The organism is Streptomyces aurantiacus (assembly GCF_001418335.1).
Classification (GTDB): domain Bacteria; phylum Actinomycetota; class Actinomycetes; order Streptomycetales; family Streptomycetaceae; genus Streptomyces; species Streptomyces aurantiacus.
In genome coordinates this window covers 1-24159 of record NZ_LIPP01000001.1, presented here as the reverse complement: position 1 = coordinate 24159, position 24159 = coordinate 1, and the positions used below count along the sequence as shown (strand labels likewise).

At 69.5% G+C, this 24159-nt stretch carries 21 protein-coding genes, 1 tRNA gene and 1 pseudogene; 6 read left to right on the top strand and 17 right to left on the bottom strand.

Going from position 1 to position 24159, the window contains the following annotated elements; all coding sequences use genetic code 11:
* Positions 1-225: 225 nt before the first annotated feature.
* Both AOK01_RS00110 and AOK01_RS00105 read right to left on the bottom strand, forming a co-directional pair.
* Positions 226-299: transfer RNA gene (locus AOK01_RS00110), tRNA-Met, on the bottom strand.
* Positions 300-342: 43 nt separating this feature from the next.
* A complete protein-coding gene (locus AOK01_RS00105; RefSeq protein WP_079103057.1) occupies positions 343-3321 on the bottom strand; it encodes a UPF0182 family membrane protein in 2979 nt (992 codons plus the stop codon).
* Between the two features lie 137 nt (positions 3322-3458).
* Between AOK01_RS00105 and AOK01_RS00100 the strand changes: the two genes are divergently transcribed.
* Positions 3459-4016: a PPA1309 family protein gene (locus AOK01_RS00100; protein ID WP_055506998.1), complete on the top strand. Its 558-nt coding sequence runs from the start codon at positions 3459-3461 to the stop codon at positions 4014-4016.
* Between the two features lie 42 nt (positions 4017-4058).
* Here the strand turns inward: AOK01_RS00100 and AOK01_RS00095 are convergent, their stop codons facing one another.
* The 4 genes from AOK01_RS00095 to AOK01_RS00085 all read right to left on the bottom strand — a co-directional run bounded on the left by AOK01_RS00095 (position 4059) and on the right by AOK01_RS00085 (position 7387).
* Positions 4059-5153 carry a YlbL family protein gene (locus AOK01_RS00095; protein ID WP_055506996.1) on the bottom strand — a complete coding sequence of 365 codons (1095 nt, stop codon included), beginning with the start codon at positions 5151-5153 and terminating at the stop codon, positions 4059-4061.
* A 69-nt stretch (positions 5154-5222) separates the two neighbouring features.
* A complete protein-coding gene (locus AOK01_RS43945; RefSeq protein ID WP_169800086.1) occupies positions 5223-5387 on the bottom strand; it encodes a hypothetical protein in 165 nt (54 codons plus the stop codon).
* Between the two features lie 179 nt (positions 5388-5566).
* On the bottom strand, positions 5567-6028 hold the full coding sequence (locus AOK01_RS00090; protein WP_055506994.1) for a molybdenum cofactor biosynthesis protein MoaE: 462 nt from the start codon (positions 6026-6028) through the stop codon (positions 5567-5569).
* A 195-nt stretch (positions 6029-6223) separates the two neighbouring features.
* The gene (locus AOK01_RS00085) at positions 6224-7387 is read right to left on the bottom strand and encodes an SDR family oxidoreductase (RefSeq protein WP_055506992.1); all 1164 of its coding nucleotides are present in this window, start codon (positions 7385-7387) and stop codon (positions 6224-6226) included.
* A 190-nt stretch (positions 7388-7577) separates the two neighbouring features.
* On the opposite strand from AOK01_RS00085, the gene AOK01_RS00080 reads away from it, so the two are divergent.
* Positions 7578-9044: a zinc-dependent metalloprotease gene (locus AOK01_RS00080; protein WP_055506990.1), complete on the top strand. Its 1467-nt coding sequence runs from the start codon at positions 7578-7580 to the stop codon at positions 9042-9044.
* A complete protein-coding gene (locus tag AOK01_RS00075; protein WP_055506988.1) occupies positions 9041-9562 on the top strand; it encodes an NUDIX hydrolase in 522 nt (173 codons plus the stop codon). Before AOK01_RS00080 ends, AOK01_RS00075 begins: the two co-directional genes overlap by 4 nt.
* Positions 9563-9731: 169 nt before the next feature.
* On the opposite strand, the gene AOK01_RS00070 is transcribed toward AOK01_RS00075, so the two are convergent.
* The 4 genes from AOK01_RS00070 to AOK01_RS00055 all read right to left on the bottom strand — a co-directional run bounded on the left by AOK01_RS00070 (position 9732) and on the right by AOK01_RS00055 (position 13697).
* Positions 9732-10487, bottom strand: coding sequence for an AIM24 family protein (locus AOK01_RS00070; protein ID WP_055506986.1), 756 nt, complete (start codon positions 10485-10487; stop codon positions 9732-9734).
* A gap of 16 nt (positions 10488-10503) precedes the next feature.
* On the bottom strand, positions 10504-11184 hold the full coding sequence (locus AOK01_RS00065) for an AIM24 family protein (protein ID WP_055506984.1): 681 nt from the start codon (positions 11182-11184) through the stop codon (positions 10504-10506).
* 14 nt (positions 11185-11198) lie between these two features.
* Entirely contained in the window at positions 11199-12932 is a 1734-nt protein-coding gene (locus tag AOK01_RS00060; RefSeq protein WP_055506982.1) for a TerD family protein, read from the bottom strand.
* A 168-nt stretch (positions 12933-13100) separates the two neighbouring features.
* Positions 13101-13697 carry a M48 metallopeptidase family protein gene (locus AOK01_RS00055; protein WP_079103053.1) on the bottom strand — a complete coding sequence of 199 codons (597 nt, stop codon included), beginning with the start codon at positions 13695-13697 and terminating at the stop codon, positions 13101-13103.
* 277 nt (positions 13698-13974) lie between these two features.
* Here AOK01_RS00055 and AOK01_RS00050 point away from each other — a divergent pair, with 277 nt between their 5' ends.
* Positions 13975-15168, top strand: coding sequence for a TOMM precursor leader peptide-binding protein (locus tag AOK01_RS00050; RefSeq protein WP_055506979.1), 1194 nt, complete (start codon positions 13975-13977; stop codon positions 15166-15168).
* Positions 15161-16627, top strand: a complete 1467-nt coding sequence (locus tag AOK01_RS00045) for an ABC1 kinase family protein (RefSeq protein ID WP_055506977.1) — start codon at positions 15161-15163, stop codon at positions 16625-16627. The genes AOK01_RS00050 and AOK01_RS00045 overlap by 8 nt, the downstream gene beginning before the upstream one ends.
* 142 nt (positions 16628-16769) lie before the next feature.
* On the opposite strand, the gene AOK01_RS00040 is transcribed toward AOK01_RS00045, so the two are convergent.
* From AOK01_RS00040 to AOK01_RS00025, 4 genes are all read right to left on the bottom strand, one after another.
* Entirely contained in the window at positions 16770-17093 is a 324-nt protein-coding gene (locus AOK01_RS00040) for a hypothetical protein (protein WP_055506975.1), read from the bottom strand.
* Positions 17090-17458: a WhiB family transcriptional regulator gene (locus tag AOK01_RS00035; RefSeq protein ID WP_055506973.1), complete on the bottom strand. Its 369-nt coding sequence runs from the start codon at positions 17456-17458 to the stop codon at positions 17090-17092. Before AOK01_RS00035 ends, AOK01_RS00040 begins: the two co-directional genes overlap by 4 nt.
* A gap of 175 nt (positions 17459-17633) precedes the next feature.
* Entirely contained in the window at positions 17634-17948 is a 315-nt protein-coding gene (locus tag AOK01_RS00030; protein WP_055506971.1) for a hypothetical protein, read from the bottom strand.
* Positions 17949-18110: 162 nt separating this feature from the next.
* A complete protein-coding gene (locus tag AOK01_RS00025; RefSeq protein ID WP_079103052.1) occupies positions 18111-20345 on the bottom strand; it encodes an ATP-dependent DNA helicase UvrD2 in 2235 nt (744 codons plus the stop codon).
* Between the two features lie 200 nt (positions 20346-20545).
* Between AOK01_RS00025 and AOK01_RS00020 the strand changes: the two genes are divergently transcribed.
* Complete coding sequence (locus AOK01_RS00020) at positions 20546-20788, top strand: mycoredoxin (protein WP_055506967.1); 243 nt, start codon at positions 20546-20548, stop codon at positions 20786-20788.
* 92 nt (positions 20789-20880) lie between these two features.
* Here AOK01_RS00020 and nudC read toward each other — a convergent pair whose 3' ends face one another.
* The 3 genes and pseudogenes from nudC to AOK01_RS00005 form a co-directional block, all read right to left on the bottom strand.
* Entirely contained in the window at positions 20881-21828 is a 948-nt protein-coding gene (gene nudC / locus AOK01_RS00015) for an NAD(+) diphosphatase (RefSeq protein ID WP_055506965.1), read from the bottom strand.
* Between the two features lie 85 nt (positions 21829-21913).
* Positions 21914-23317 carry a dipeptidase gene (locus tag AOK01_RS00010; RefSeq protein ID WP_055507029.1) on the bottom strand — a complete coding sequence of 468 codons (1404 nt, stop codon included), beginning with the start codon at positions 23315-23317 and terminating at the stop codon, positions 21914-21916.
* A gap of 10 nt (positions 23318-23327) precedes the next feature.
* Positions 23328-24159: pseudogene (locus AOK01_RS00005) on the bottom strand (ATP-dependent helicase); the annotation flags it as partial.

Here is a 24159-nt window from a genome sequence, read left to right as displayed (position 1 = left end):
AGCCAGTGAGGTCACTTCAGCGTTTTGTCGACATGCCCACAGAGAGACAAGTGAAACACAGTTCCCGCAACTCCCTCCGCCCGACGCGGCCTTCACCACCACAGCACTGATGAACGAGGTGCGGTCCCGAGCGGTCCGCTGACGCTCTGCCGAAGATCCGCGCACGCAGATCCGCACACGCAGAAGGACCCGGATCCTTTGAGGATCCGGGTCCTTCTACTTCAGTAGCGGGGACAGGATTTGAACCTGCGACCTCTGGGTTATGAGCCCAGCGAGCTACCGAGCTGCTCCACCCCGCGCCGTTGTGTTGCAACCGTACCACGGCGCGAGAGGGCTCCTGACTCAGCTGGTGTCCGGGCTCTTACTGCTGCTCGGAGTGCTGCTCGGCTTGCTGCTCTCCTCGGTCTTCTTGTCGCCGGAGGCGCTGGGTTTGCCGCTGCTGCCTGCGCTCTTGTCGGCCGCGGCCTGTGCGTCCTCGGCCCGCTCAAGCGCGTCCTCCAGGTCCTTCTGCGCCGTTCCGTACGCCTCCCAGTCGCCCTTCTTGAGGGCTTCCTGGCCTTGGTCGAAGGCCTTCTGGGCGTCGTCGAGCGCTTCCTGGACCGTGGGGTCGTTGGACGTCGGCGGTGGGGTCGTCTCGTCCTCGCCCTCGTCCGGTGGTTCGGTGGTCGAACCGTCCGCTCCGAAGACCTTGTTGAGCGCCTGGTCCAGCGTGTCCTCGAAGGCCGTCGCGCCTCCGTAGGTCACCAGTACCTTCCGCAGCAGGGGGTACTTCAGTCCGCCACCACGTACGTAGACGGGCTCCACGTAGAGCAGGCCGCCGTCGAGTGGCACCGTCAGCAGGTTGCCGTACTCGACTTCCGAGTCACCACCTCTGAGGAGTCTGATGGACTCGGCGATGGATGGCTCCGAGTTGAACTGGCTCTGTACCCGTTTGGGTCCGTCGACCGTTCTGCCGGTGGGTAGTTTGAGGACGTTGATCTTGCCGTAGTCGCTCGTGCCGGCTTCGGCGTTGACCGACACGAAGGCACTCAGGTTGTCGCGGCCGTTCGGGGTGAGCGTCGTCGTCAGGGAGAACGCCTGCGACTGCTCCCCCGGCATCTTCATGCTGAGGTAGTACGGCGGCACCGCGTTGCCCGACTTGTTGGTCGGGTCGTCCGGCACCTGCCACACCTCGCTGCCGCTGAGGAACGTCTCCGCGTCCTTCACGTGGTAGCGGGTCAGCAGCTCGCGCTGGACCTTGAACAGGTCCTGCGGGTACCGGAGATGGTCCATGAGGGCCTGCGGGATGTCGCCCTTCGGCTTCACCGTCCCGGGGAAGGCCTTCTTCCAGGTCTTCAGGACCGGGTCCTTGGTGTCCCACTCGTAGAGCGTGACCTTGCCGCTGTACGCGTCGACGGTCGCCTTCACCGAGTTGCGGATGTAGTTGACCTGGTTCTGCTGGGCCACCACCGCCCGCTGGTTGTTGGCGGCGGTGAGCGAGTCGGCCGTCGTGTCACCGAGGGTGGTGCGCGAGGCGTACGGGTAGCCGTTGGTCGTCGTGTACGCGTCGACGATCCACTCGATCTTCCCGCCGACGACCGCCGGGTAGGCATCGCCGTCGATGGTCAGCCAGGGGGCCACCGCCTCGACGCGCTCCTTGGGCGTGCGGTTGTAGAGGATTCTCGAACCCTCGCCGATCGCACCGGAGTAGAGGATCTGCGGCTCGCTGAACGCGACCGCGTACGCCGCGCGGTTGACCGGGTTCGAGAGGTTGACGCCGCTCTTGCCCTTGTAACTGGTCGTCTTCTCGCCGGTGTCGTCGGAGTAGTCGATCTCCTTCTGCGGGCCGCCGACGATCGAGTACTGGCCGGTCTTCTCGCCGTAGTAGATCCGCTGCTCGTAGTCGCCACCGCCGAGGCCGCCCTTGGACGGCAGGTCGTACTCGGTGAACTCCGGGCGTCCCTCGGCGTCGGCGTTGGTGCCCTTGGCCGCGACCACTCCGAAGCCGTGCGTGTAGCGGAAGTGGTTGTTGATCCAGTTGCTCTTCGGGATGCCCTGGAGGTTCAGCTCGCGCAGACCGATGACGGTGTCCTGGTCCTTGCCGTCCTTGCTGTAGCGGTCGACGTCCAGGTTCGACGGGAACGCGTAGTAATTGCGCACCTGCTGGAGTTGCTGGAACGTGGGCGAGACGACGTTCGGGTCCAGGAGCCGGATGCTCGCGGCGCCGTCGGCGTCGTCGCGCAGCTTCGTCTTGTCCTTGGTCGTGCTCGCGCCCGCGTACTCGGTGACCTCGGTGCCGTTGATCCCGTACGCGTCGCGGGTCGCCTTGAGGTTCTTCTCGACGTACGGCGCTTCCTTGGCCTGCTCGTTCGGCTGGACCTGGAACTTCTGCACGATCGCCGGGTACAGACCGCCGATCAGGACCGCCGACAGCACCATCAGGCCGAAGCCGATGACGGGCAGCTGCCAGGTACGCCGCCACAGGGTGGCGAAGAACAGCAGGGCGCAGATGACCGCGATGCAGAAGAGGATCGTCTTGGCCGGCAGATACGCGTTCGCGTCGACGTACCTGAGACCCGTCCAGTTGCCCGTCGCCTTGAAGTCACTGGACTTCACCGCGAGCCCGTACCGGTCGAGCCAGTAGGCGACCGCCTTCAGCGCGACGAAGATGCCCAGCAGCACCGACAGATGGCCGGTGGCCGCTGCCGTGGCACGCGCTCCGGGGCTGGTGACACGCAGTCCGCCGTACAGGTAGTGCGTCAGCGCGGCGGCGATCAGGGAGAGGATCGCGGCCGCGAAGCCGAAGCCCAGCATGAAGCGGTACCAGGGCAGGTCGAAGGCGTAGAAGGACACGTCCAGGTGGAACTGGGGGTCCTTCTGGTTGAAGGGCACTCCGTTCACCCACATGAGCCACGTACGCCACTGGCCCGCTGCGGAGGCGCCCGCGATCAGCCCGACCAGTGAGGTGATCCCGAGAAGGATCCACTTCTTGTACGGGGCCACGCTCATCCGGTAGCGGTCCAGGCTCTGCTGCTCCATCGACATGGCGCTGAGCGGTGGCCGCAGCCGGTGGGCCAGCCAGATGTTCACTCCGACGGCCACGGCCATCAGCAGTCCGAAGACGAAGAACAGACCGATCTTCGTCGACAGGGTGGTCGTGAAGACGGAGGAGTACTTCACCGACCGGTACCAGAGCCAGTCCGTCCAGAACCCCGCGAACATGACGAAGGCCATGGCCAGCACGGCCAGTACGCCCAGTGTCATGAGCAGGGTCCGGACGCGTCGGGACGGTCGGCCCACTCTCATCCGCGGCCCTGTCGGGCCTCCGCCGCGGTCCGGCATCTGGAAAGCCAAGGTGCGCACCTCGAAGTTCGCTGTTGGTATCTGGGGGCCCTGCAGACGCCGGGCCACATCTATGCAACTTACTGATGCTTTACTCGGTTCCCGCTTCGGGGGTCGAACGAGGCAGGATTGTGACCATGTCCAACACTGCCTCCTCAGGCACCCCCATGGCGGCCGCGCCCCTCACCCGCGCCGTCCTCGAAATCGACGAGTACGTTTCAGGGCTCGGCTGGGACCAGCCCGCCCGGCTCTTCGCTCTGGTCGACACCACCCGACTGCGTTCCCAGGAACCTGGACTCGCCGAGCGTCTGGGTCTGACCGAAGACGTGCCCGAGGGCACGCTCACCCCTATTGAGCAGGACGAACTTCCGGCGGGCAGCCCGCTGGACGAGTTCCTCGGCACCATCGCCTGGCCGGACTCCGTGGTCGGCTGCGCGCTGTCCGTGGAGCGGCTGATGCTGCCGCCGTCCGCGGAGGCGTCCGTACCGGACGGCCTCGACGAGCAGCGGCTGGCGAAGTGGGTCGCCGAGCACCCGGAGCGCCAGGAGGTCCGGATGACCGTGGGCGTACTGCGCGGCGGGAAGCGCGATTCGGCGCTGCGGTTGCGCGAGAAGGACGCGGCGACCGACGTGCTCACCGGATCCGACCTCGTACCGGGACTGGCCGAGGCACTCACGGCGACGTTCGCGGAGTAGCCGACAGGTTCGCGGCCTGCCGGTGCGTCAGGGGGTACATCGCTAGCTCTTGGTGCATTTCGGCAGGTCGGCCGTGTCGCCGTCGTGGATGTCCTTGAGGGCGCCCACCGCGTCGTCGATGGTGTCGACCTTGACGAGCGTGAGCCCGTCGGGGACGTCCCGGGCGGCGGCCGCGCAGTTGTCCTTGGGTGTGAGGAAGTACTGGGCGCCCTTGGCCCGGGCGCCGACCGTCTTCATCTCGATACCGCCGATCGGGCCGACCTTGCCCTCGTCGTCGATGGTGCCGGTGCCGGCGACGAACTTGCCGCCGGTGAGGCTGCCCGGGGTCAGCTTGTCGACGATGCCGAGGGCGAACATCAGACCGGCACTGGGGCCGCCGACGTCGGCGAGCTTGATGTCTATGGTGAACGGGAAGGTGTGGTCGGTCCCGGCCTGGATGCCGACTATCGCCCGGTCCTCACCCTTGTCGTGGGACTTGGCGGTGGTGATCGTGACGTCCTCGGTCCTGGTCGCCGTCTTGTTCTTCTTCTCGGCGGCGGCCTGTTCCTTGGCGGGCACGACCGTGAAGACGACCTTCTCGCCGGGCTTGTGCTCGGTGACCAGCTTCGCGACGTCACCGAACGCCTTCACCTTCGTACCGTCGACGGCCTTGATCACGTCACCGGCGTGCAGCCTGCCCTCGGCGGGGGTGTCCTTGACGACGGTGGAGACGATCACCCAGGACTTCACCGGGATGTCGATCTCCTTGAGCGCCGCGACCTTGGCGCTCTCCTGGGACTGGTTGAATTCCTCGGCGTTCTCCTGCGTCGACTGCTCTTCCGTCTTGCCGTCGGGGTAGAGCGTGTCGTGCGGGACCACTTTGTTGTCGTGCGCCAGCCAGCCGTAGACGGCCTCGACCAGGTTCATGTTGTAGTCGGCGCTGGTGACCCGGACGGTGGTCATGTTCAGGTGACCGCTCGTCGGATAGGTCTTGCGGCCGGAGATCTGCAGCACCGGCTCGCCGTCGTGCTCGCCGAGCGTGTTCACCGTCGGACCCGGTGACATCTCCGAGTACGGCACTTTGATGAAGACTCCCGCGCACAGGAGCGCGATCAGCATCAGGGTGGAGGCGAGCATCGTCGCGGTGCGGCGTGGCATGGAACGACAGTACGGGACCGCACTGTCAACGCGCCGTCGGGGCCGCCCGTCCGGGGGTCCGAGGGCCGGTCAGGCGTCCGTGCGCGACTTCTCCATGGCTTCGCGGAAGCGTGTGTAGCCCGCGAGCTCATGGCCGTCACCGATGGTCTTGCGGTTCCGTCCTGCCCAACTGCCCCAGGCTCCGGCACCGATCGCGGCGAAAAGCGGAATCAGCAACCAGGCGAGCGCTGCCATACCGACCTCCCAACCCCATGAACCACCGCAACTGACTGATCAGCAGATTAACCATCCGCTTGTTCAACGCTCACGGCAGGGGTCGGGTTACGCAACCGGAAGCCGGACGAGTGAGACCCGGTGGTGACCGCTGGGGCCAGTGGGGCCTGATGGGGTCAGTGGGGCCTGATGAAGTCGGGTCAGCAGGCTCCGACCCATTCCTCCGTACCGTCGGAGAATTTCTGGTGCTTCCAGATCGGGACCTCGTGCTTCAGGTCGTCGATCAGTTTCCGGCAGGCCTCGAAGGCCTCTCCCCGGTGCGGGCAGGAGACGGCGACGACCACTGCGAGATCGCCCACCCGGAGGTCACCGATCCGGTGCACGGCGGCGAGCGCCCGCACCGGATACTCCGCGACGACCTTCTCCGCGACACGCCGCATCTCGGCCTCCGCGCTGGGGTGGCAGGAGTACCCGAGGGCATCGACGTCCGCTCCCCCGTCGTGGTTGCGCACGGTTCCCACGAAGAGCGCGGTCCCTCCGGAGGCGTCGTCGCCGACGGCCCGGAAGATCTCGTCCAGGGAGAGGTCGGTCTCCCGGATCGCCAGGAGTTTGATGGGCTCCTGCGCGGCCTGCTCACCGGGGTGGTCGTTCATGGGTGCCATCTCCCCATCGTGCCCCACCCCGTAAGCCTCATGGAACAACGGTTTCCATGTCGCACGCGCGCGTGCGACATGGAAGGCCGATACGGCGGGGCGGAAAGCCAGTGCGGCGGGGTGGCAGAACCGCGCGGGACCGCCGCCCCACGCCAGTGCCACGCCGACCCCACGCCAGTTCCACGCCGGCCCCACTCCACCGCCTCAGATCCGCCGCCGGGCCTTCCGCGCCCGCCGCACCAGCGCGGCCGTGCCGAGCAGGGCGACCGTCGCCCCCGCGGCTCCCGCGGCGGTGGCGTCCTTGCGCCCGAGCCGCCGTCCGGCGACGGTGTGCCGCCCGGCGACCTCGCCCAGCAGCTCGGCGAGAACCTCCTCGTTGGTCCACTGCGGCCGCCATCCGGCGTCGTGCAGCCGGCTCCCGCTGACCACCCAGGGGTACATCGTGTACGCGAGGTCCCCGGCCGGCGACGGGGTGAGCCCGATCCGGTGCAGCCGGGCCGCGGCTCCCAGGGCGACGGCGGACGGCAGCTCCATCCGCCGGATCCCGCTGAGCTCCTCGACCTCCTCCTGTTCCAGCCATCCGTCGCATCCGACGGCCAGTTCCCCGTCGACCTTCTCCAGGGCGGCGTACTCCAGGGCGAGGCACAGGTCCTCGACGTGGCAGAACTGCCAGGCGGGCCGGGAGCCGGCGACGACCAGGAGCCGAGGCGACTCGAAGTACCTGGTCAACGCGGTGTCGGTGCCTCCGACGAGCACGGCGGGACGTACCACGGTGACGTTGAGCCCGGGATGCGCGCGGGGCGCCCGCCGGGCGAGCCGCTCGACCTCCAGCAGGTCTCCGACCCCGGTGGCCTCGGCGGTGGCCCGCAGTTCGGCGTCTTCGGAGAGGGGCAGTTCGTTGTCGGGCAGCGCCCCGTAGACCATGGCCGACGTGCACAGCACGACACGGTGGACCCCGGCGGCCGCGGCGGCCGTGAGCACGGTCTGGGTGCCCCGCACGTTGTACGCCGTACGCGCCGCCGGATCCGTCTCCAGATCGAGGTCGAGCGCGAGGTGCACCACGACGTCCGCGCCGCGCAGCTTCTCGGCGATGGCCGGGTCGCGGACGTCCAGGATGTGCCACTGGGCGCCCGCGCACTCGCCACGCCGCTCGTCGATGGCGATGACCTGCTTGATCTCGTCACTGGCGGCGAGCCGCTCGGTGAGCATCGCGCCGATCCCGGCCGCGGCGCCGGTGACCGCGACGACGGGACCGCGTACGGCGGACGTCCCGTCGGCCCGCGACGCCGACGGTGAGGGCCGATGTTCGGGCGACGAGTGGGTTGAGGGGTTTCGCGCTGCGCGAACCTGTGGATCTGGGGAACTCACCGGGCGTCTCCAGCGGTTGTCTTCAGTAAGAACGCGAGTGACGCGTACGTACCAGGTGGCATCCATCCTGCCGCAGCCGCCGAGTCGGCGACGCACCGAGGCCCGAACCGGTTGTGGTGTCTACGCTGGGTGGTGATGCAGGGCAGCCGCCGTCGGAGCGAACCGGCGGCCTTAACAGCCGAGGAATCCCGTGAGTGACACCCCATTCGGATTCGGCCTTCCGCCGGAGGAGCCGGAGAACGGCGACGAGGGCAAGAAGAAGGACCAGGAGAGCGGTGGTGGTCAGGGACCTGCCAGCCCGTTCGGTTTCGGGCCCGGCGGGCCCGGTGGCGACAACCCGCTCGCAGCCATGTTCGGTTCGCTGAACCCCAACGACCTGGGCGCCGCGTTCCAGCAGCTGGGTCAGATGCTCTCCTACGAGGGCGGCCCGGTGAACTGGGACATGGCCAAGCAGATCGCCCGCCAGACGGTCTCCCAGGGCACCTCCGACGGCACGAAGGACGCGAGCGTCGGCCCCGCCGAGCGCACCGCGGTCCAGGACGCGGTACGGCTGGCCGACCTGTGGCTGGACGACGCGACGTCGCTGCCGTCCGGCGCCTCCTCCGCCGTGGCCTGGAGCCGCGCGGAGTGGGTCGAGGCGACCCTGCCGGTGTGGAAGGAGCTCGTCGACCCGGTCGCCGAGCGCGTCGGCGCGGCCATGGGCGATGTCCTGCCCGAGGAGATGCAGGCCATGGCGGGCCCGCTCCTTGGAATGATGCGTTCCATGGGCGGCGCCATGTTCGGCACGCAGATCGGGCAGGCCGTCGGCGTGCTCGCGGGCGAGGTCGTCGGCTCGACCGACGTCGGACTGCCGCTCGGCCCGGCCGGTAAGGCCGCGCTGCTGCCGCTGAACATCGAGGCGTTCGGCAAGGACCTGGGCATCGGCCAGGACGAGGTGCGTCTCTACATCGCCCTGCGTGAGGCCGCCCACCAGCGGCTCTTCGCCCACGTGCCATGGCTGCGCTCGCACCTCTTCGGCGCGGTCGAGGGGTACGCGCGCGGGATCAAGGTCGACACGGCCAAGCTGGAGGACGTGGTCGGCCAGTTCGACCCGCAGAACCCCGAGGAGCTGCAGCAGGCACTCCAGCAGGGCATGTTCCAGCCGGAGGACACGCCGGAGCAGAAGGCCGCGCTGGCCCGCCTGGAGACGGCGCTGGCGCTCGTCGAGGGCTGGGTGGACGCGGTGGTGCACTCGGCCGCGAAGCCCCGTCTGTCGTCCGCCGACGCACTGCGTGAGACGCTGCGCCGCCGCCGCGCCACGGGCGGCCCTGCCGAGCAGACGTTCGCCACGCTGATCGGCCTGGAACTGCGCCCGCGACGGCTGCGGGACGCCTCGCGACTGTGGGCCTCGCTCACGGACGCGCGCGGGGTCGACGGCCGGGACGGCCTGTGGGCACACCCGGACATGCTGCCGACCGCCTCCGACCTGGACGACCCGGACGGCTTCGTGCACCGCGAGCAGCTGGACTTCTCCGAACTCGACAAGATGCTCGGCGAGGCAGCGGACGGTTCACCCGAGCGGCCGAACCTGACGAAGGACAAGGGCACGGACGAGAACGGGAACGACTCGAACGACTCGAACGACGGGAACAAGGACAAGGGCGACAACGACAAGTGAGCCTGTACGACGACGCCGTCCTGGTCCTGAAGGACGTCGAGGGGCAGGAGGAACTGCGTCAGGCCTACCTCGACCATCTGGCGGCTCACCCGGACGGCATGTGGAAGGCCTGCACGGCCGGGCACGTCACGGCGAGCGCCCTGGTGATCGATCCCGGCCACGGCAGGGTGCTCCTGACGCTCCACAGGAAGCTTCGGATGTGGCTCCAGATGGGCGGCCACTGCGAGCCCGAGGACGCCACTCTGGAGGCCGCGGCCCTGCGAGAGGCCACGGAGGAGTCGGGCATCCAGGGGCTGACACTGCTCCCGGGCGGTCCCGTACGGCTCGACCGGCATCCCATCCCGCCGCCGTGCCACTGCCACTTCGACGTGCAGTACGCGGTGGTGGCCGAGCCGGGCTCCGTGCAGACGATCAGCGAGGAATCCCTGGACCTCCGCTGGTTCACCTACGACGAGGTCCCGCAGGTCGCCGACGACTCGGTGGTCCGCCTCCTGGAAACAGCACGAACAAGGCTCTGAACAAGGGATGGGGGGGGTGGCCGCAGCTGCGGCCCCCCCCCATCCCTTGTTCAGGAGGCGCCCCACAGGGGCGCGGGGAACTGCGCGCCCAGCCACGGCGGACTCGCAGTCGTCGAACGCCCCGTCTCTCGAAGCGCAGGAGCACAGGAGCTCAGGAGCTCAGGAGCGATCAGCTCCAGGCATTCCCCTGGTTCTGCGCCCGGGCCCCCTGCTGCCCCATCCCGTACTGGGCAGCGAGCCCGGACCCGATCGCCGCGTTCTGCGGCGGCAGCATCTCGCTGGGCTGCACGAGCGCGTATCCCTGGCCCATGAAGCTGAGCTCCCAGCCCTCACCCGTGTTGCCACGGCGCCGGAACACTCCGGAGGAATGCGTCTGGGCCTGCATCTGGACGCGCAGACTCGTGGACCAGGCCACGATCGCGTCGGCGTCGCAGTTGACGTACTTGTCCGGCGTCACCTGCAGCATCAGCGGCATGCCCGACGTCATCAGGGCGACCTTGCCCTGCCCGCTGATGTTGAGCTGGTACTTGCCGGAGCCGGAGATGCCGTACTGGCTGTCCACGGCGATCACGTCGTGGTGCAGCGAGGAGTCCATCGCCAGGACGTAACTGCTGTCCACGGTGAGACCGTCCTGGTCCACGTCCACCACATGGATGTGCTGGGCGAGGTTGGCCAGGTAGACGGTGCCCTGCCCGTGGCAGCGCATCAGGTCGAGGCCCTCCCCCGTGATGGCGCGGGAACGCTGCTGGCCGGTGTTCTGGAACTCGGCGTCGAACTCCAGAAGACCCTGATAGGCGACCATGGTGCCCTTGCGGGCGAGCACATCGTCGTGGCCCTCCAGGACGACGCGCAGCATCTGCTTGTTCTGCAGGCTGTAGCGGTCCTGGGACTGCTGGTCGTTGTAGGCGAAAAGCGGGCTCTGCATGGTGTGTGTCCTCCCCTCAGCCCCGTACCCGGAGGCGGTCGGTGCTGTCCTCGCTGGGCTGGACGACGACGATGCCCTGTCCGGAGAAGGCCATCTGGAAGGCCTCGCCACTGCCCCGCCCGATCAGCGACTGTGCCTTGAAGCTGCGCTTGCCCTTCACCTTGAGGTTCGGGGACCAGGCGACGAGGGCGTCCGGATCGACGTACGTCTCGTCCTCGCCGCCGCCGCAGTCCACGACGAGGGGCTTGCCCCGGGAGGTCAGCGCGACCCAGCCCTGCCCGGAGATCTTGGTGTTCCACAGGCCCTGGCCGGCGAACTTCGCCAGCCCCTTGACTCGTTCGACACCCCACGTCAGGTGGGCGTCGAAGGCGAGCAGGTTGGTGGCGTTGACGGAGATCGCGTCGCCGTTGAGGTTGATGACGACGACGTTCGCCCCGTAGTCGGAGAGGTAGAGCAGGCCGTCTCCGGAGCACTTCATCAAGGGTGCGCCCTCGCCGGTCATCCAGTCCTTGGCGATCTGGCGCACGGCCGGCGGATTGGGCTCGTACTGGACGAAGCCTTCGTAGGCGACCATCGACCCCACGCGCGCGAGGAGGTCGTTTCCGGTCTGCATGGCGACCTTGAGCATGTGATTGCCGTGGTTCTCCATGCGCGCGGCAACGGGTGCCGGGGCGAAGCCCGCGAGTTGCTGGTTCATGTGGACGGGCTCCCTCAGACCTCGTACGGCTGGACGACGATGAAATTGCCGGGCGCGCCGCGGAACTGGAGGTTCACGCTCTCCCCGGTGTCGCCCGGATAGGCGTTGCGGCGCATCCGCACCTGGCTGGACACGATCACCTGGGAGGCGGCGGACCACGCGACGACGGCGTTGCAGTCGGCGAACGTCGTCGGCGTCACGGGCAGGACCACCGGCACGCCACGCGTCTTCACGACGATCGTGCCGGTCCCCTGGAACTGCATCGTGAACAGGGCGCCGCCGGGGATGCCGTGTCCTTCGACGCGGCGCACCTCGTACTGCAGCGTCTCGTCGAAGGCGAGGACGTTCTCCGCGGAGACGCAGACGGCGTCTCCCTGCAGTTCGATGGGATGCAGCATCGCGGAGTTCTCCGCGAGGAACACCTGGCCGCGGCCCGAGCAGCGCATCAGCTGCATCTCCTGGCCGGTCGCGTTGCCCACGATCCGGCCGGCGAACCCGGCGCCCTTGTGGCCGAAGTCGACCTTGCCCTGGTAGAGCACCATGCTGCCCTGGCGGGCCAGTACGGCCTGGTCGCCGCCCATGCCGAGGTCGACACGGACCATCTTCTTGTTCTGTTGGGTCCAGCGCTGTCCGGTGGGCGTCTCCTTGTACGCCTGCAACGCCGCGGTGACACCGGCACCGCCCTGGGGAGAGCCCTGCGGCACTCCGTACGCGGCGGGCGCACCCGGCGCACCGGGCTGACCCGGCACCTGGCCGAACGGTGGCTGCTGGCCGTAGCCCGGAGGACCGGGCGGCTGGCCGTATCCCGGAGGCGGGGCGGGTGCCTGGGGTGCTTGAGGCGCCTGGGGCTGCCCGTATCCGGGCGGTAGGGGTGCGGTCTGGCCGGGGGCCTGGCCGTACGGAGGCTGCTGGCCCGGCTGCCCGTAGGGCGCCGGAGCGGGTGCCGGAGGCGGTACTGGGGCGCCGGCCGGTGGAGTCATGGGCGCGATGATGGTCGGCGCGGCGTGCACCGAAGGTACGGGTGCCGGTGCCGGTGGCGTGTGCCCCGGGGGCGGCGCGAAACCCTGAGCGGGCTGCGGCGCGGGAGGAGCGGGCGCCGCCGGAGCCGGCGGCGCGGCGTGACCTGCCGGGGCGCCGAACGCGGGCGGCGCGGAGGCCTGGGCCGGCGGCGCGAACGACGGGGCACCGGGCCCCGGCGCGGGCGCGGCGGCCGGCTCCTCCTCGGCGACCTCGCCGCCGAAGTTCTTCAGCAGCGCGTCGAGGCCGCCGTCGAAACCCTGCCCGACCGCGGCGAACCGCCAGACGTCCTTCAGATAGAAGTCGCCCAGCATCACGGCACGCTCGGTGGAGAACTCGGCGCCGGTGAACGAGTACCGGGCCACCTCCTCGCCGCCCGCCACGATGCGGAGGTACCCGGGGGCGACCTGGGACATCTGTCCGGCACCGTCGACGGTCGCCGTGAACGACAGCTTCTGGATCTGTGGAGGGATCCTGTCGAGGGTGACGCGGAAGGACTCCGTGTCACCCGCCTGCGCGCCGAGAAGCTGAATGGACTCCTCGGGGGTCTTCGGCTGGTTGAAGAAGACGAAGTACCGGTCGTCCGCCAGCCGTTCGTCGGCGTCCAGACCGAAACAGCTGATGTCGAATGTCAGCCCGGGGCCGGTGATCTGCACACCTACGTACAGATCGGTGCCCGCGGTGAGGTCACTGATCTTGGCCTTGTGGCCGCGTTGGAATTCCCTGGCCATGCGTAACGACCGTCCCCCATCCGGAATACAAGTGCGTCGCGTCAGGCTAACGGCAAAATCCAGCCGTGGCGGAAGCCGGTACAGACCCGGTACACAGACCCGGTGCACGACCCGCCGCACAAACCCTGCCGCCGGCCGTCCGGGCAGGGATTCGGCGTCAGCCCCGAGTCACTCGCCGCGCGCCGCGGGCACCTGGGGCAGGCGGTCTGCGGCGACCACTCCTTCGAGGTAGCCGCGGGCCCGCTCGGTCCGCGGGTAGGCCTCCAGGAGCCGCCAGAAATCGGAGCCGTGGCCGGGCACCAGCAGATGCGCCAGCTCATGGACGAGGACGTAGTCGACGACGTACTCGGGCATGCCCTGCAGCCGGTGCGACAGACGGATACTGCCCTCGGCCGGGGTGCACGAGCCCCAGCGCGTGTTCTGATTGGTGACCCATCGCACCGAGGTGGGCCGCGCACGGCCGTCGAAGTACAGCTCGGAGAGGCGGGCGGCACGCTCGGACAGTTCCGTGTCGCCGAGCACCCGCTTGTTTTCCTGGGCGGCCAGCTTGTCGAGCATGACGGTGACCCAGCGCTGCTCCTCCGCCTCGGACATCCGGGCGGGAATGAGCACGACGGTGCGATCGCCCTCACGGTACGCGGAGACCGTTCTGCGCCGTCGCGCGCTCCTGCGGACCTCGATCGCGCTCGCCCTTGAGCCGCTTGGCGGCTGGCTCGTCGTGCTGCGCTGTGGGTTTCCGGCGCGGTGCAGTGGGTCGGCGGGCACGCCCCGACGTTACCCGTTGCACACGGGGGAAGTCCCGCCTCCGGTACGCATCGATGCCGAACCGCACCCCGCGCGCTTGATTTGTACGACGAACATCCACCCTCTGTGGATAACTTTCGGCACGCGCCGGGCAATGCGGGCATCCTGGCATTCGACCGGCGGAGCGGGACGAACTCCACCGGAGCAGCGAAGACGCAAACGGGAACGTGCACGTGGATCTGGACGTGGATCTGGACGTGGATGTGAACAACGGGGACGTACGGGGGGGGGACGCTTCATGCATCCGATGGTGAAACCCGCGCTGCGGCGCGGCTGGCGGGATCTGAACACCGTGCAGTTCGGGATGGCACCCGCACACGCGATGGTGCTCGGCCCGATGGACACGGCGACAGGCAGCTTCCTGACCTTGCTCGACGGAACACGCGGGCTGCCCCTCCTGCGCGACGAGGGGCGTCGCATGGGTCTGCCCGACGGCCATGTCGACGGTCTCGTGCAGCGGCTGTCCGGGGCCGGGCTGCTGGACGACGCGACGGGCGGCGGCCCCGCCGCCGACGCTCTGCGCGGGAAACCGGCTGTCCTGGACCGGCTCCGGCCAGACGCCGCCTCGCTCTCCCTCGTCGCTCCCGAACCGGGCGAGGCCATGCGCCGCCTGGCGGCCCGTCGCTCGCTGCACGTACAGGTACGGGGCGCGGGCAGAGTGGGGGTCGCCCTGGCCTCGGCGCTTGCGGGCGCCGGCGTGGGCCGGATCGATGTGCAGGACGGCGGCCGTGTCGAACCCTGGGACGTGGCGCCGGGCGGGCTGCCCGTGGAATCCATCGGCGAGCGCCGCGACGAGGCCGCACGGCGCGCGGTGCGCAGAGCCGCCCCCGGCCGCCCACCCGGCCGGGGCGGCGCCCGGTCCGCTCCCGAACAGGACGCCCCGGGCCTCTCCCTGGTGATCATCGCGCCCCGGGACGGCCTGGCCGTCCACGCACCCGACCCGACGGCCTCCGAGCCACTGATCGACTCCGGTACGCCTCATCTCTTCGCCGGGATCGTGGAGGGCACGGGCATCGTCGGCCCGCTGGTCCTGCCCGGCGACACAGCCTGCGCGGGCTGTCTGGACCTGGGGCGCACCGACCGGGACCCGACCTGGCCGCGCCTGCTCGCACAGTGGCGTTCAGGGCAGCCCCGCCAGGTGCCGGCGTGCGATCTGACGCTGGCGGCCACGGTCGCGGGGCTGGCCGCCGGGCATGCGCTCGCCTTCCTTGACGGCGAACTGCCGTCGAGTGCGGGAGCCCGCTGGGAGGTTTCGGTGCCTGGTTTCGACTGGCACGCCCGCCCGGTGTGGCAGCATCCCGCATGCCCCTGCGGGCCCGGGGAGAAAGGTAAGGGGGAGCAGGCCGCGGACGACGAAGGGCCGCACGAGACAATGGCCGGGCAACAGCCGCACGCGGCACGGCTGTCCGGTACTTGGAGGGCGCATGTCTGATCTTCCCCGGAAGGCGGTCACCCGAACCGCGAAGCTGGCCGCACTACCGCTCGGCTTCGCCGGGCGCGCGACCTGGGGACTTGGCAAACGGATCGGCGGCGCGTCCGCGGACCTCGTGGGCCGCGAGCTGCAACAGCGCACGGCGGAGCAGTTGTTCAAGGTGCTCGGCGAGCTCAAGGGCGGCGCCATGAAGTTCGGACAGGCCATGTCCGTCTTCGAGTCGGCACTGCCCGAGGAGGTCGCGGGCCCGTATCGTGCGGCGCTCACCAAACTCCAGGAAGCGGCCCCGCCGATGCCGACGCGCACGGTGCACTCCGTGCTGGCGGAGCGGCTCGGTGACGACTGGCAGGAGCTGTTCCAGGAGTTCCAGGACAAGCCCGCCGCGGCGGCCTCCATAGGGCAGGTGCACCGGGCGGTCTGGCACGACGGCCGGGACGTCGCGGTCAAGGTCCAGTACCCGGGGGCGGGTGAAGCCCTGCTGTCCGACCTGAACCAGCTGAGCCGTTTCGCCCGGCTGCTGGGGCCGCTGATCCCGGGCATGGACATCAAGCCGCTCATCGCGGAACTGCGCGACCGGGTGTCCGAGGAACTCGACTACGGCCTGGAGGCCCAGGCTCAGCAGGCACACGCGGAGGAGTTCGCGGGCGACCCGGACGTGCTGGTGCCTGCCGTGGTCCACCAGTGCGATCAGGTGCTGGTGACGGAGTGGATCGACGGAATACCACTGTCCGAGGTGATAACCGACGGTACGCAGGAAGAGCGCGACCGGGCAGGTCAGCTCCTCGCCCGTTTCCTCTTCTCCGGCCCGTCCCGCACCGGCTTGTTGCACGCCGACCCGCATCCGGGGAACTTCCGCCTCCTGCCGAACGATCCCGAGAACCCCGAAAGCACCAAAAGCTCCGGAAGCTCCGGAAGCTCCGGAAGCTCCGGCGACAAGAGCCGTTGGCGGCTGGGCGTCCTGGACTTCGGCACGGTGGACCGCCTCCCGGACGGCCTGCCGTCGACGATCGGCGAGTCTCTGCGCATGACCATCGACGGCGAGGCAGAAGCCGTCTACGAGCTGCTTCGCGGGGAAGGCTTCGTCAAGGAGGCCATAGAACTGGACCCGGACGCCGTCCTGGACTACCTGCACCCCATCATCGAGCCGGCCCAGGTCGACGAGTTCACCTTCAGCCGGGGCTGGATGCGGAGTCAGGCGGCCCGGATCGCCGATCTCCGCTCCCCGGCACACCAACTGGGCAAGCAGCTCAACCTGCCCCCGGCGTACCTGCTGATACACCGGGTGACCCTGAGCACGATCGGCGTGCTGTGCCAGCTGGGAGCGACGGTACGGCTGCGACAGGAACTTGAGGAATGGCTGCCCGGCTTCCTACCGGAACCGGAGGCTGAGGCGGAGTTGGGACTGGACCCGGAGTCCGAGCCCGAACTGGACGAGGAGGGCTCCGCGGCCGGAGCCTGAGATTTGGTCACGGGTGCGCGGCAACGCACCGCGGGGGCCGGCCCGTTCGGACCGACCCCCGCGATCAGCGGTTGTTCGCGTTATCTGTTGTTCGTGTTGCTTCGTTGTTCGTGTTGCTTCGTTGCCTCTCGGCCAGTGGGCCTTACTGCATGACCGCCATGGCCAGAGCGCGGCGGGCACGCAGCGACGCGCGCTCGGCACGGCGCTGCATGCGCCGGGCCGCCACCAGGCGCATGGCCCGGCGTTCCTGCTCGGCTTCCTGGAGTCGGTCGTGCATATGCGCACGAGCGAGGGCTTCTGGGATGAGTTGCATCTCTCGGGTCCTGTTCTGACGCGAGTCGTGCGCGCCTGTGGCAGTGAAGTCTGGAATCGCGGAGCCTGTGGGCTCGCCGGCGGACGGCTTCATCGGGTCCTGTTTCTTGGGGTCGTGCGTCAGGGGGCGATCGATCGTTCCTGTGATGTTCATGCCGCGACCGGGTTCTTGCGCGGGCGGCCACGCGGCCGCTTCCGGGCGACAACGACACCCTGGACGAAGAGCTCGCCGCCCCAGACGCCCCAGGGCTCACGCCGCTCCTTGGCGCCGGCGAGGCAGGCCTCGATCAGCGGGCAGGTGCGGCAGAGGGACTTGGCGTACTCGACATCGGCCGGCGACTCGGCGAAGAAGACCTCCGGGTCGTTCGAACGGCAGGGGACGGGCACGCCGAGGTTCTCGATGGCGTCGTCGAGCGCGGTCAGCGCAGTGAGCGGGGTCAAGGTGGAGTCCTCCGTGGAGCCGGGCGGGGTGATCGTTTCGGAAGGCGGTACGGACGGGGCGTGCGCTTCGAGTTGCACGGCTGGTCTTCCTCGTCTGGTCGTGCCGGCCGGGTTGGCCGGTTGGCGGCTGGTACCGGGGTTTTTTCTTGTCCCGAGGCCCCTTCGCTCCGCTGTCCCCGGTCGGAGACAAACAGAAGGGCCGCGGATCCCGGGTGGGGTTCCGCGGCCCTGAAGGCGCCGGCCTGATCGTCGATCAGGCTGGATCACTCCAGGGGTCAGGCCCACGGAAGGCCCACATCGTGTGATGCGACTGCTTGCCGGCTTCGGCACCGGTGGCCGCAAAGGCATAGGCCTTCGCCTGTGCCTCTACTGCTTCCAGTGCCTTCATCGGTCGCTCATTGCGCTCGCGGACAGGGAGTGCCGCGAGAGACACGGAGGACGCCGGCCGCATGGCAGCGATGCCGGACAGACCGGTGCCCACGTTCGAGAAGCCGAGCAGGCATGTGGAGGCGACCGAGAGATCGGTCATTTTGGCGGTGCTGGCGGAGCTGCTGTTGATGCTGATCACTGGAATCGCCTCCTCTCGGCGTCTCTGGGACCGGGCGAGCCGGTCCGTCGGTTGTTAAGTACAGCACGGAACCGGTGCCTTCGAGAAGGCCGCCGTTTCCGTGCTTTAGAACCTATGGGGATTGCTGGGGCATGCGCAAACTATTTTCTCGACGAGTTTGAATCATTCCTCGTCCTCACCGCTCTCAAGCTCTTGACCTGCACATATGGCGAGAACGTCGGTTCCGTAGCGGTTGAGCTTGCGGGCACGGACGCCTGGGATGCGGGCGAGCTCAACCGGAGTGGACGGCCCCGCTTCCGCGATGGCCATCAGCGTCTTGTCCGTGAAGACGCAGAAATCCGGCTGCCCGCTGCGCCGGGCCTGGATCGCCCGCCAGTCGCGCAGCCGTTCGTAGAGCCCTTCGTCCATGTCGGAGGGGCAGTCCTCGCAGCGCATCAGCTTCATCTCGCCGGCGTCGCTGAGCGTGCGGCCGCAGACCCGGCAGCGGGCGGGGGTGCGGTTGGTCCGCCGGGGCACACCGGGGGCGGTGCTGCCCGGAACTCCGCGTTCGATGCCGCCCGAGCCGCCGGGGCCGGTCGTGCCACCGCGGCCCGCGGCGGTGACGGAGCCGGGGCGCAGGCCGTCGAGGAAGCGGCTGGGCCGCCGGTTGGGGCGGCCGCCGGGTGAGCGGGACTGCGACCAGGAGACCCACAGGTGCTCTCTGGCGCGCGTGACGCCGACGTAGAGGAGGCGGCGCTCCTCCTCGACCTGTTCCTCCGTCTTGGCGTACGAGATCGGCATCATGCCTTCGGCGACGCCGACCAGGAAGACGACGTCCCACTCCAGACCCTTGGCGGAGTGGAGGGAGGCGAGGGTGACACCTTGGACCGTCGGGGCGTGCTGGGCGCCGGCGCGCTCTTCGAGTTCGGCCACGAGGTCGCCGAGGGTGGCGCCTGCTTTCGCGGCGGCGAAGTCCTGGGCCAGGTTCGCGAGGGCGGCGAGGGACTCCCAGCGCTCTCTGACCGCGCCGGAGCCGGCCGGTGGCTGGTGGGTCCAGCCGTCTCCGGACAGGACGGCTCGTACTTGCGAGGGCAGGTCGGGGGCGTCGTCGAGGAGTGAGTCGTTCCCTCCGAAGCGGGCCGCGCCGCGCAGGCCGTGGATGGCTCGCTTGACCTCGGGTCGGTCGAAGAAGCGCTCTGCTCCGCGCAGCTGATAGGGCACTGCGAGGTCGGCGAGGGCCTGCTCGTAGATCTCGGACTGCGAGTTCGTACGGAAGAGGATCGCGATCTCGCTCGCGGGAGTGCCGGAGGCGATGAGGTCACGGATGCGGCGGGCGGCGCCCTCGGCCTCGGCGGGCTCGTCGCTGTACTCGGCGTAGCCGGGCTCGGGTCCCGCGGCGCGCTGGGAGATCAGTTCCAGCCTGTGATCGGCCGCGCGGCCACGGGCCTGGCCGAGCAGGCCGTTGGCGAGGTGGACCACCTGGGGGGTGGAGCGGTAGTCGCGGACGAGTTTGACGACTGTGGCCCCGGGGTGGCGGGTGCGGAAGTCGAGGAGGTGGTCGGGGGTCGCGCCGGTGAACGAGTAGATGGTCTGGCTGGCGTCGCCGACGACACAGAGACTGTCGCGCTCGCCGAGCCACAGCTCCAGGAGGCGCTGCTGGAGGGGGCTGACGTCCTGGTACTCGTCGACCACGAAGTGCTGGTACTGGGCGCGGACGGCTTCGGCGATGTCGTGCTGGTCCTGGAGGATGGCGACGGTCAGCAGCAGGACGTCCTCGAAGTCGATGACGCCGCGGCCACGCTTGATGTCCTCGTACGCGGCATAGACCTGGGCGATCTCGGCGCGGTTGCGGGGCGCTTCGCGTCCGGCCTTCACGGCCGCCGCGGCGTAGTCGGCGGGAACGGTCTGGGTGACCTTGGACCACTCGATCTCGGCGGTGACGTCGCGCAGTTCGCCGCGGTCGAGGCGGATACGGCAGGCTGCCGCGGCGTCGGCGACGAGCTGGATCTTGCGGTCGACGATGCGGGGCAGGCTGCCGCCGACCGCTTTCGGCCAGAAGTACTGGAGCTGGCGCAGCGCGGCGGAGTGGAAGGTGCGGGCCTGCACCCCGGAGGCGCCGAGCTGCCGGAGCCGGCCGCGCATCTCTCCCGCGGCGCGGTTGGTGAAGGTGACGGCGAGCACGCTGGAGGGCTGGAGGATTCCTGCCCGTACCCCGTAGGCGATGCGGTGGGTGATGGCGCGGGTCTTGCCCGTGCCGGCTCCCGCGAGCACGCACACCGGACCGTGCAGTGCGGTGGCGACCTCGCGCTGCTCAGGGTCGAGCCCTTCCAGTACCGCGTCGGCCCCGCTCGGCACAGCCGGGTACTGAGAACCGTGGGGGCTCTGCGGGAAGAGGGTGGAATGCGTTGCTGGTGTCACCCCGCCATGCTGCCAGGTCGGTGGAGGCGGGTGGGTCGGTTGTCCACAGGGAGGCGCATGCGGTCGTACTAATGCGGCAGGCGCGGGTGGGACCGTATGGGCGTCTGCCGCATTGGTACGCGTACGGGAATGGCCGCCCGGTCACGTACGTTCCCTTCACTGCGAACACACCTCCCCTGCGGCGAAGGAGCATGAGAGACATGCCGGGCACTGTGACGATGTACAGCACCACGTGGTGCGGCTACTGCCGTCGGCTGAAGGGCCAGATGGACCGTGAGGGCATCACGTACGACGAGATCAACATCGAGCACGACCCGGCGTCCGCGGCATTCGTGGAGAAGGCCAACGGCGGAAACCAGACGGTTCCCACCGTCCTCTTCCCGGACGGTTCGACGCTGACGAACCCCTCGCTGGCGCAGGTCAAGCAGAAGATCGGCGCCTAGGACCTGTCCTGGGCGGTGCCCGTCCCAGACGGTCTGAGGCGGTGCCCGTCCCAGACGGTCTCGGGCCGTTCCCGTCCTGGGCGGTGCCTGTCTCAGGCGGCCGTTCCGCGGGTCGGGAGGGGCTTGCCGTACCAGAGTTCGATCAGACGGGCCGCGATCGAGATGCCGTACGGAGGCAGGACCTCCCCGGACTCGAAGGCGGCCCGCAGGTCTTCGCGGGAGAACCAGCGGGCTTCCTCGATCTCCTCGCCGTCGACGTTGATCTCCGCCGAGGTCGCGCGGGCCATGAAGCCCAGCATGAGGCTGGAGGGGAACGGCCAGGGCTGGCTGGCGACGTACTCGACCTCGCCGACGGTGATGCCCGCCTCTTCGAAGACCTCGCGGCGGACCGATTGCTCGATGGACTCACCGGGCTCGACGAAGCCGGCGAGGGTGGAGAAGCGGCCTTCCGGCCAGTGCACCTGACGGCCGAGCAGGATGCGGTCCTCGTGGTCCGTCACCGCCATGATCACGGCGGGGTCGGTGCGGGGGTAGTGCTCGGCGCCGCAGGCGGGGCAGCGGCGGATGTGGCCGGCCGCGGCGATCACCGTGCGCTCTCCGCAGCGGGAGCAGAACCGGTGCAGGCGCTGCCAGTTCTCCAGGGCGACCGCGTGCACCATGAGGCCCGCGTCACGGGCCGACAGGAGCAGGCCGGCCTCGCGCAGGCCCGCCGCCCGCGCGGACTGGTCCATGCGGCCGGGCAGTGTGTCCTTCTGGAGGGCGAAGTAGCTGACGCCGTCGTCGTCGGTACCCAGGAAGTAGCGGTGCGCCTCGGTGAGCGGCGCTTCGAAGGACGGGGTCATGACGAGTTCGGTGGCACCGTCGGGTGTCTCGTCGATGAGGACCTGGCCGCCGGAGACCACGAAGGCCCAGGTGGTGGGATGGCTCCACGCCGCGGCGAGCCAGGCCTCGTCGAGCCGGTGGTGCGCGGCCCGGTCGATGCCGCTCGGGGCGGTGAGCGAGATGGGACGGTCGGCGGTGTGATCGGTCCAGGTGGTCACGGGTGCTTCCAACTCCCCCGATGAACGGTTGGTTCGGCGGGCTCTTCAGCCGGTCGTACGGCAGGACGGGTGGGACGGGGCTTCTTCAGTGTGCGGCTCGCCAGTTCTGGGCGAGGTCGCCCCACAGGTAGGCGGAGGTTTCGACGCCTTTGAGGAGGAGGTCGAGCTCGACCTTCTCGTTCGGGGCGTGCCAGCCGTCGGACGGGACCGAGATGCCGAGGAACAGCACGGGGGCGGCGAGGACGTCCCGAAGGTCGGCGGCGGGCCCCGAACCTCCCTCACGGGTGAAGCGGATCTCCTGCTCGAAGGCGCGGCCCATGGCCCGTACGACGGACTGCAGGGCCGGGTGGTCGAGCGGTGTCAGGCACGGGCGCGTGGCGGCGCCGAAGGTGATCTCGTGTCGGATTCCGGCGGGCAGCTGTTCGGCGGCCCAGGCGCGGACGGCCTTCTCGATGTGGTCGGGGTCTTGTTCCGCGACGAGCCGGAAGGAGAGCTTCACCATCGCCGAGGCCGGGATGATCGTCTTGCTGCCGGGGCCCTGGTAGCCGCCGCCGATGCCGTTGACCTCGGCGGTCGGGCGGGCCCAGATGCGCTCCAGGGTGGTGTGGCCGCTCTCTCCGTGGGTGGCGCCGGACCCGGCGGTGCGCAGCCAGCGTTCCTCGTCGAAGGGCAGTTCGGCGAAGAGCTTCCGCTCCCGGTCGGTGAGCTCGGTGACGCCTTCGTAGAACCCGGGCACTGCCACGCGCGCGTGCTCGTCGTGCAGGGCGGCGACGAGACGGGCCGCGGCGGTGGCCGGATTGGGTACGGCGCCGCCGAAGGAGCCGGAGTGGATGTCCTGGTCGGGCCCGTACAGCTGGATCTCGCACTCGGCGAGGCCGCGCATGCCGGTGCACACCGTGGGGGTGTCCTCGGACCACATGCCGGTGTCGGAGACGACCACGGCGTCGGCTGCCAGGCGCTCCCGCCGCGCTTCGACGAGGGCGCGGAAGTGCGGGGAGCCGGACTCCTCCTCGCCCTCGATGAGCAGCTTGAGGTGGACGGCGGGAGTCGTACGGCCGGTGGCGGCGAGGTGGGCGCGGACGCCGAGTGTGTGGAAGAACACCTGGCCCTTGTCGTCGGCGGCCCCGCGCGCGTGGAGGCGGTTGCCGCGGACGACGGGCTCGAAGGGGTCGGTGTCCCAGCCGTCCTCGCGGGCGGCGGGCTGTACGTCGTGGTGGCCGTAGACGAGGACCGTGGGTGCCCGGGGATCGTCGGAGGGCCATTCGGCGAAGACCGCGGGTGCGCCGGGGGTCGCCCAGACCTCGCAGGTCGGGAAGCCCGTTTCCCGCAGTTTGGCGGCGAGCCAGTCGGCGCTGCGCCGTACGTCCGCGTCGTGTTCGGGCTGCGCCGAGACGGACGGGATGCGCAGCCATTCGGCGAGGTCGTCGAGGAAGGCTGCGCGGTGCTGCTCGATGTACGCGCGGACGGCGCTGTCCGGAGTCTTGCTCATGGTCACGAGCCTAACCGTCCACGCGCGCGTGCTGGTCCGGCGGTTCGTCGGGTACCCCTTCGGATGGTTCATCCAGAAGGAGGCGTTCCAGCGCGGCCCGGTCCGGCAGGTTCGCGGGGCGGACGACTTCGCCACTGCGCACGTACAGAAAGGCTGCCTGTACGGATTCCAGGGGGATGCCGTGCTGCTCGGCCCAGGCGAGCCGGTAGACGGCGAGCTGGAGGGGGTCGGCGGTGCGGGTGCGGCTGGTCTTCCAGTCGACGATCTCGTACGTCGTCGTCACGCTCCCGCCGCCGGCCTCGCCGCCTTCTGCACCGCCTGCTGCACCGCCTTCTCTTACGCCTTCTCTGACGCCTTCCACCTTGTAGACGGCGTCGATACGGCCCCGTACGACGCGTCCGGCGATGGCGAGCTGGAAGGGGGCCTCGACCCGGTAGGGCGTGCGGTGGGCGTAGGGGGTGCGTTCGAAGGCGTCCTTGAGGGCTTCCAGGTCGCGTTCGTCGGCGATCTCGGCCTCGCTGCCGGGCAGTTCGTCCGGCTCCAGCATCGGGAGCCTGAGCTCTTCGAAGCGGGCTTCGACCCAGGCGTGGAAGCGGGTGCCGCGGCGAGCGGCGGGCTGGGGCGGGCGCGGCATGGGGCGCGCCGTCTCCTGCACGAAACCGTCCGGGTCCGCGGCCAGGCGGAGCACCTGCGAGGCGGTCAGGGAAGCCGGCAGGGGGACGTCCGTGACGCTCTCGCGGGCGCGCAGGAGTTCGCCGGTGAGGGCGTCCAGGTCGCGGTCCCAGGAGGCGATGGTGCGGGCTTCCTCGGGGGTGAGACGCGTGGCCTCGGGAGGGTGCGGG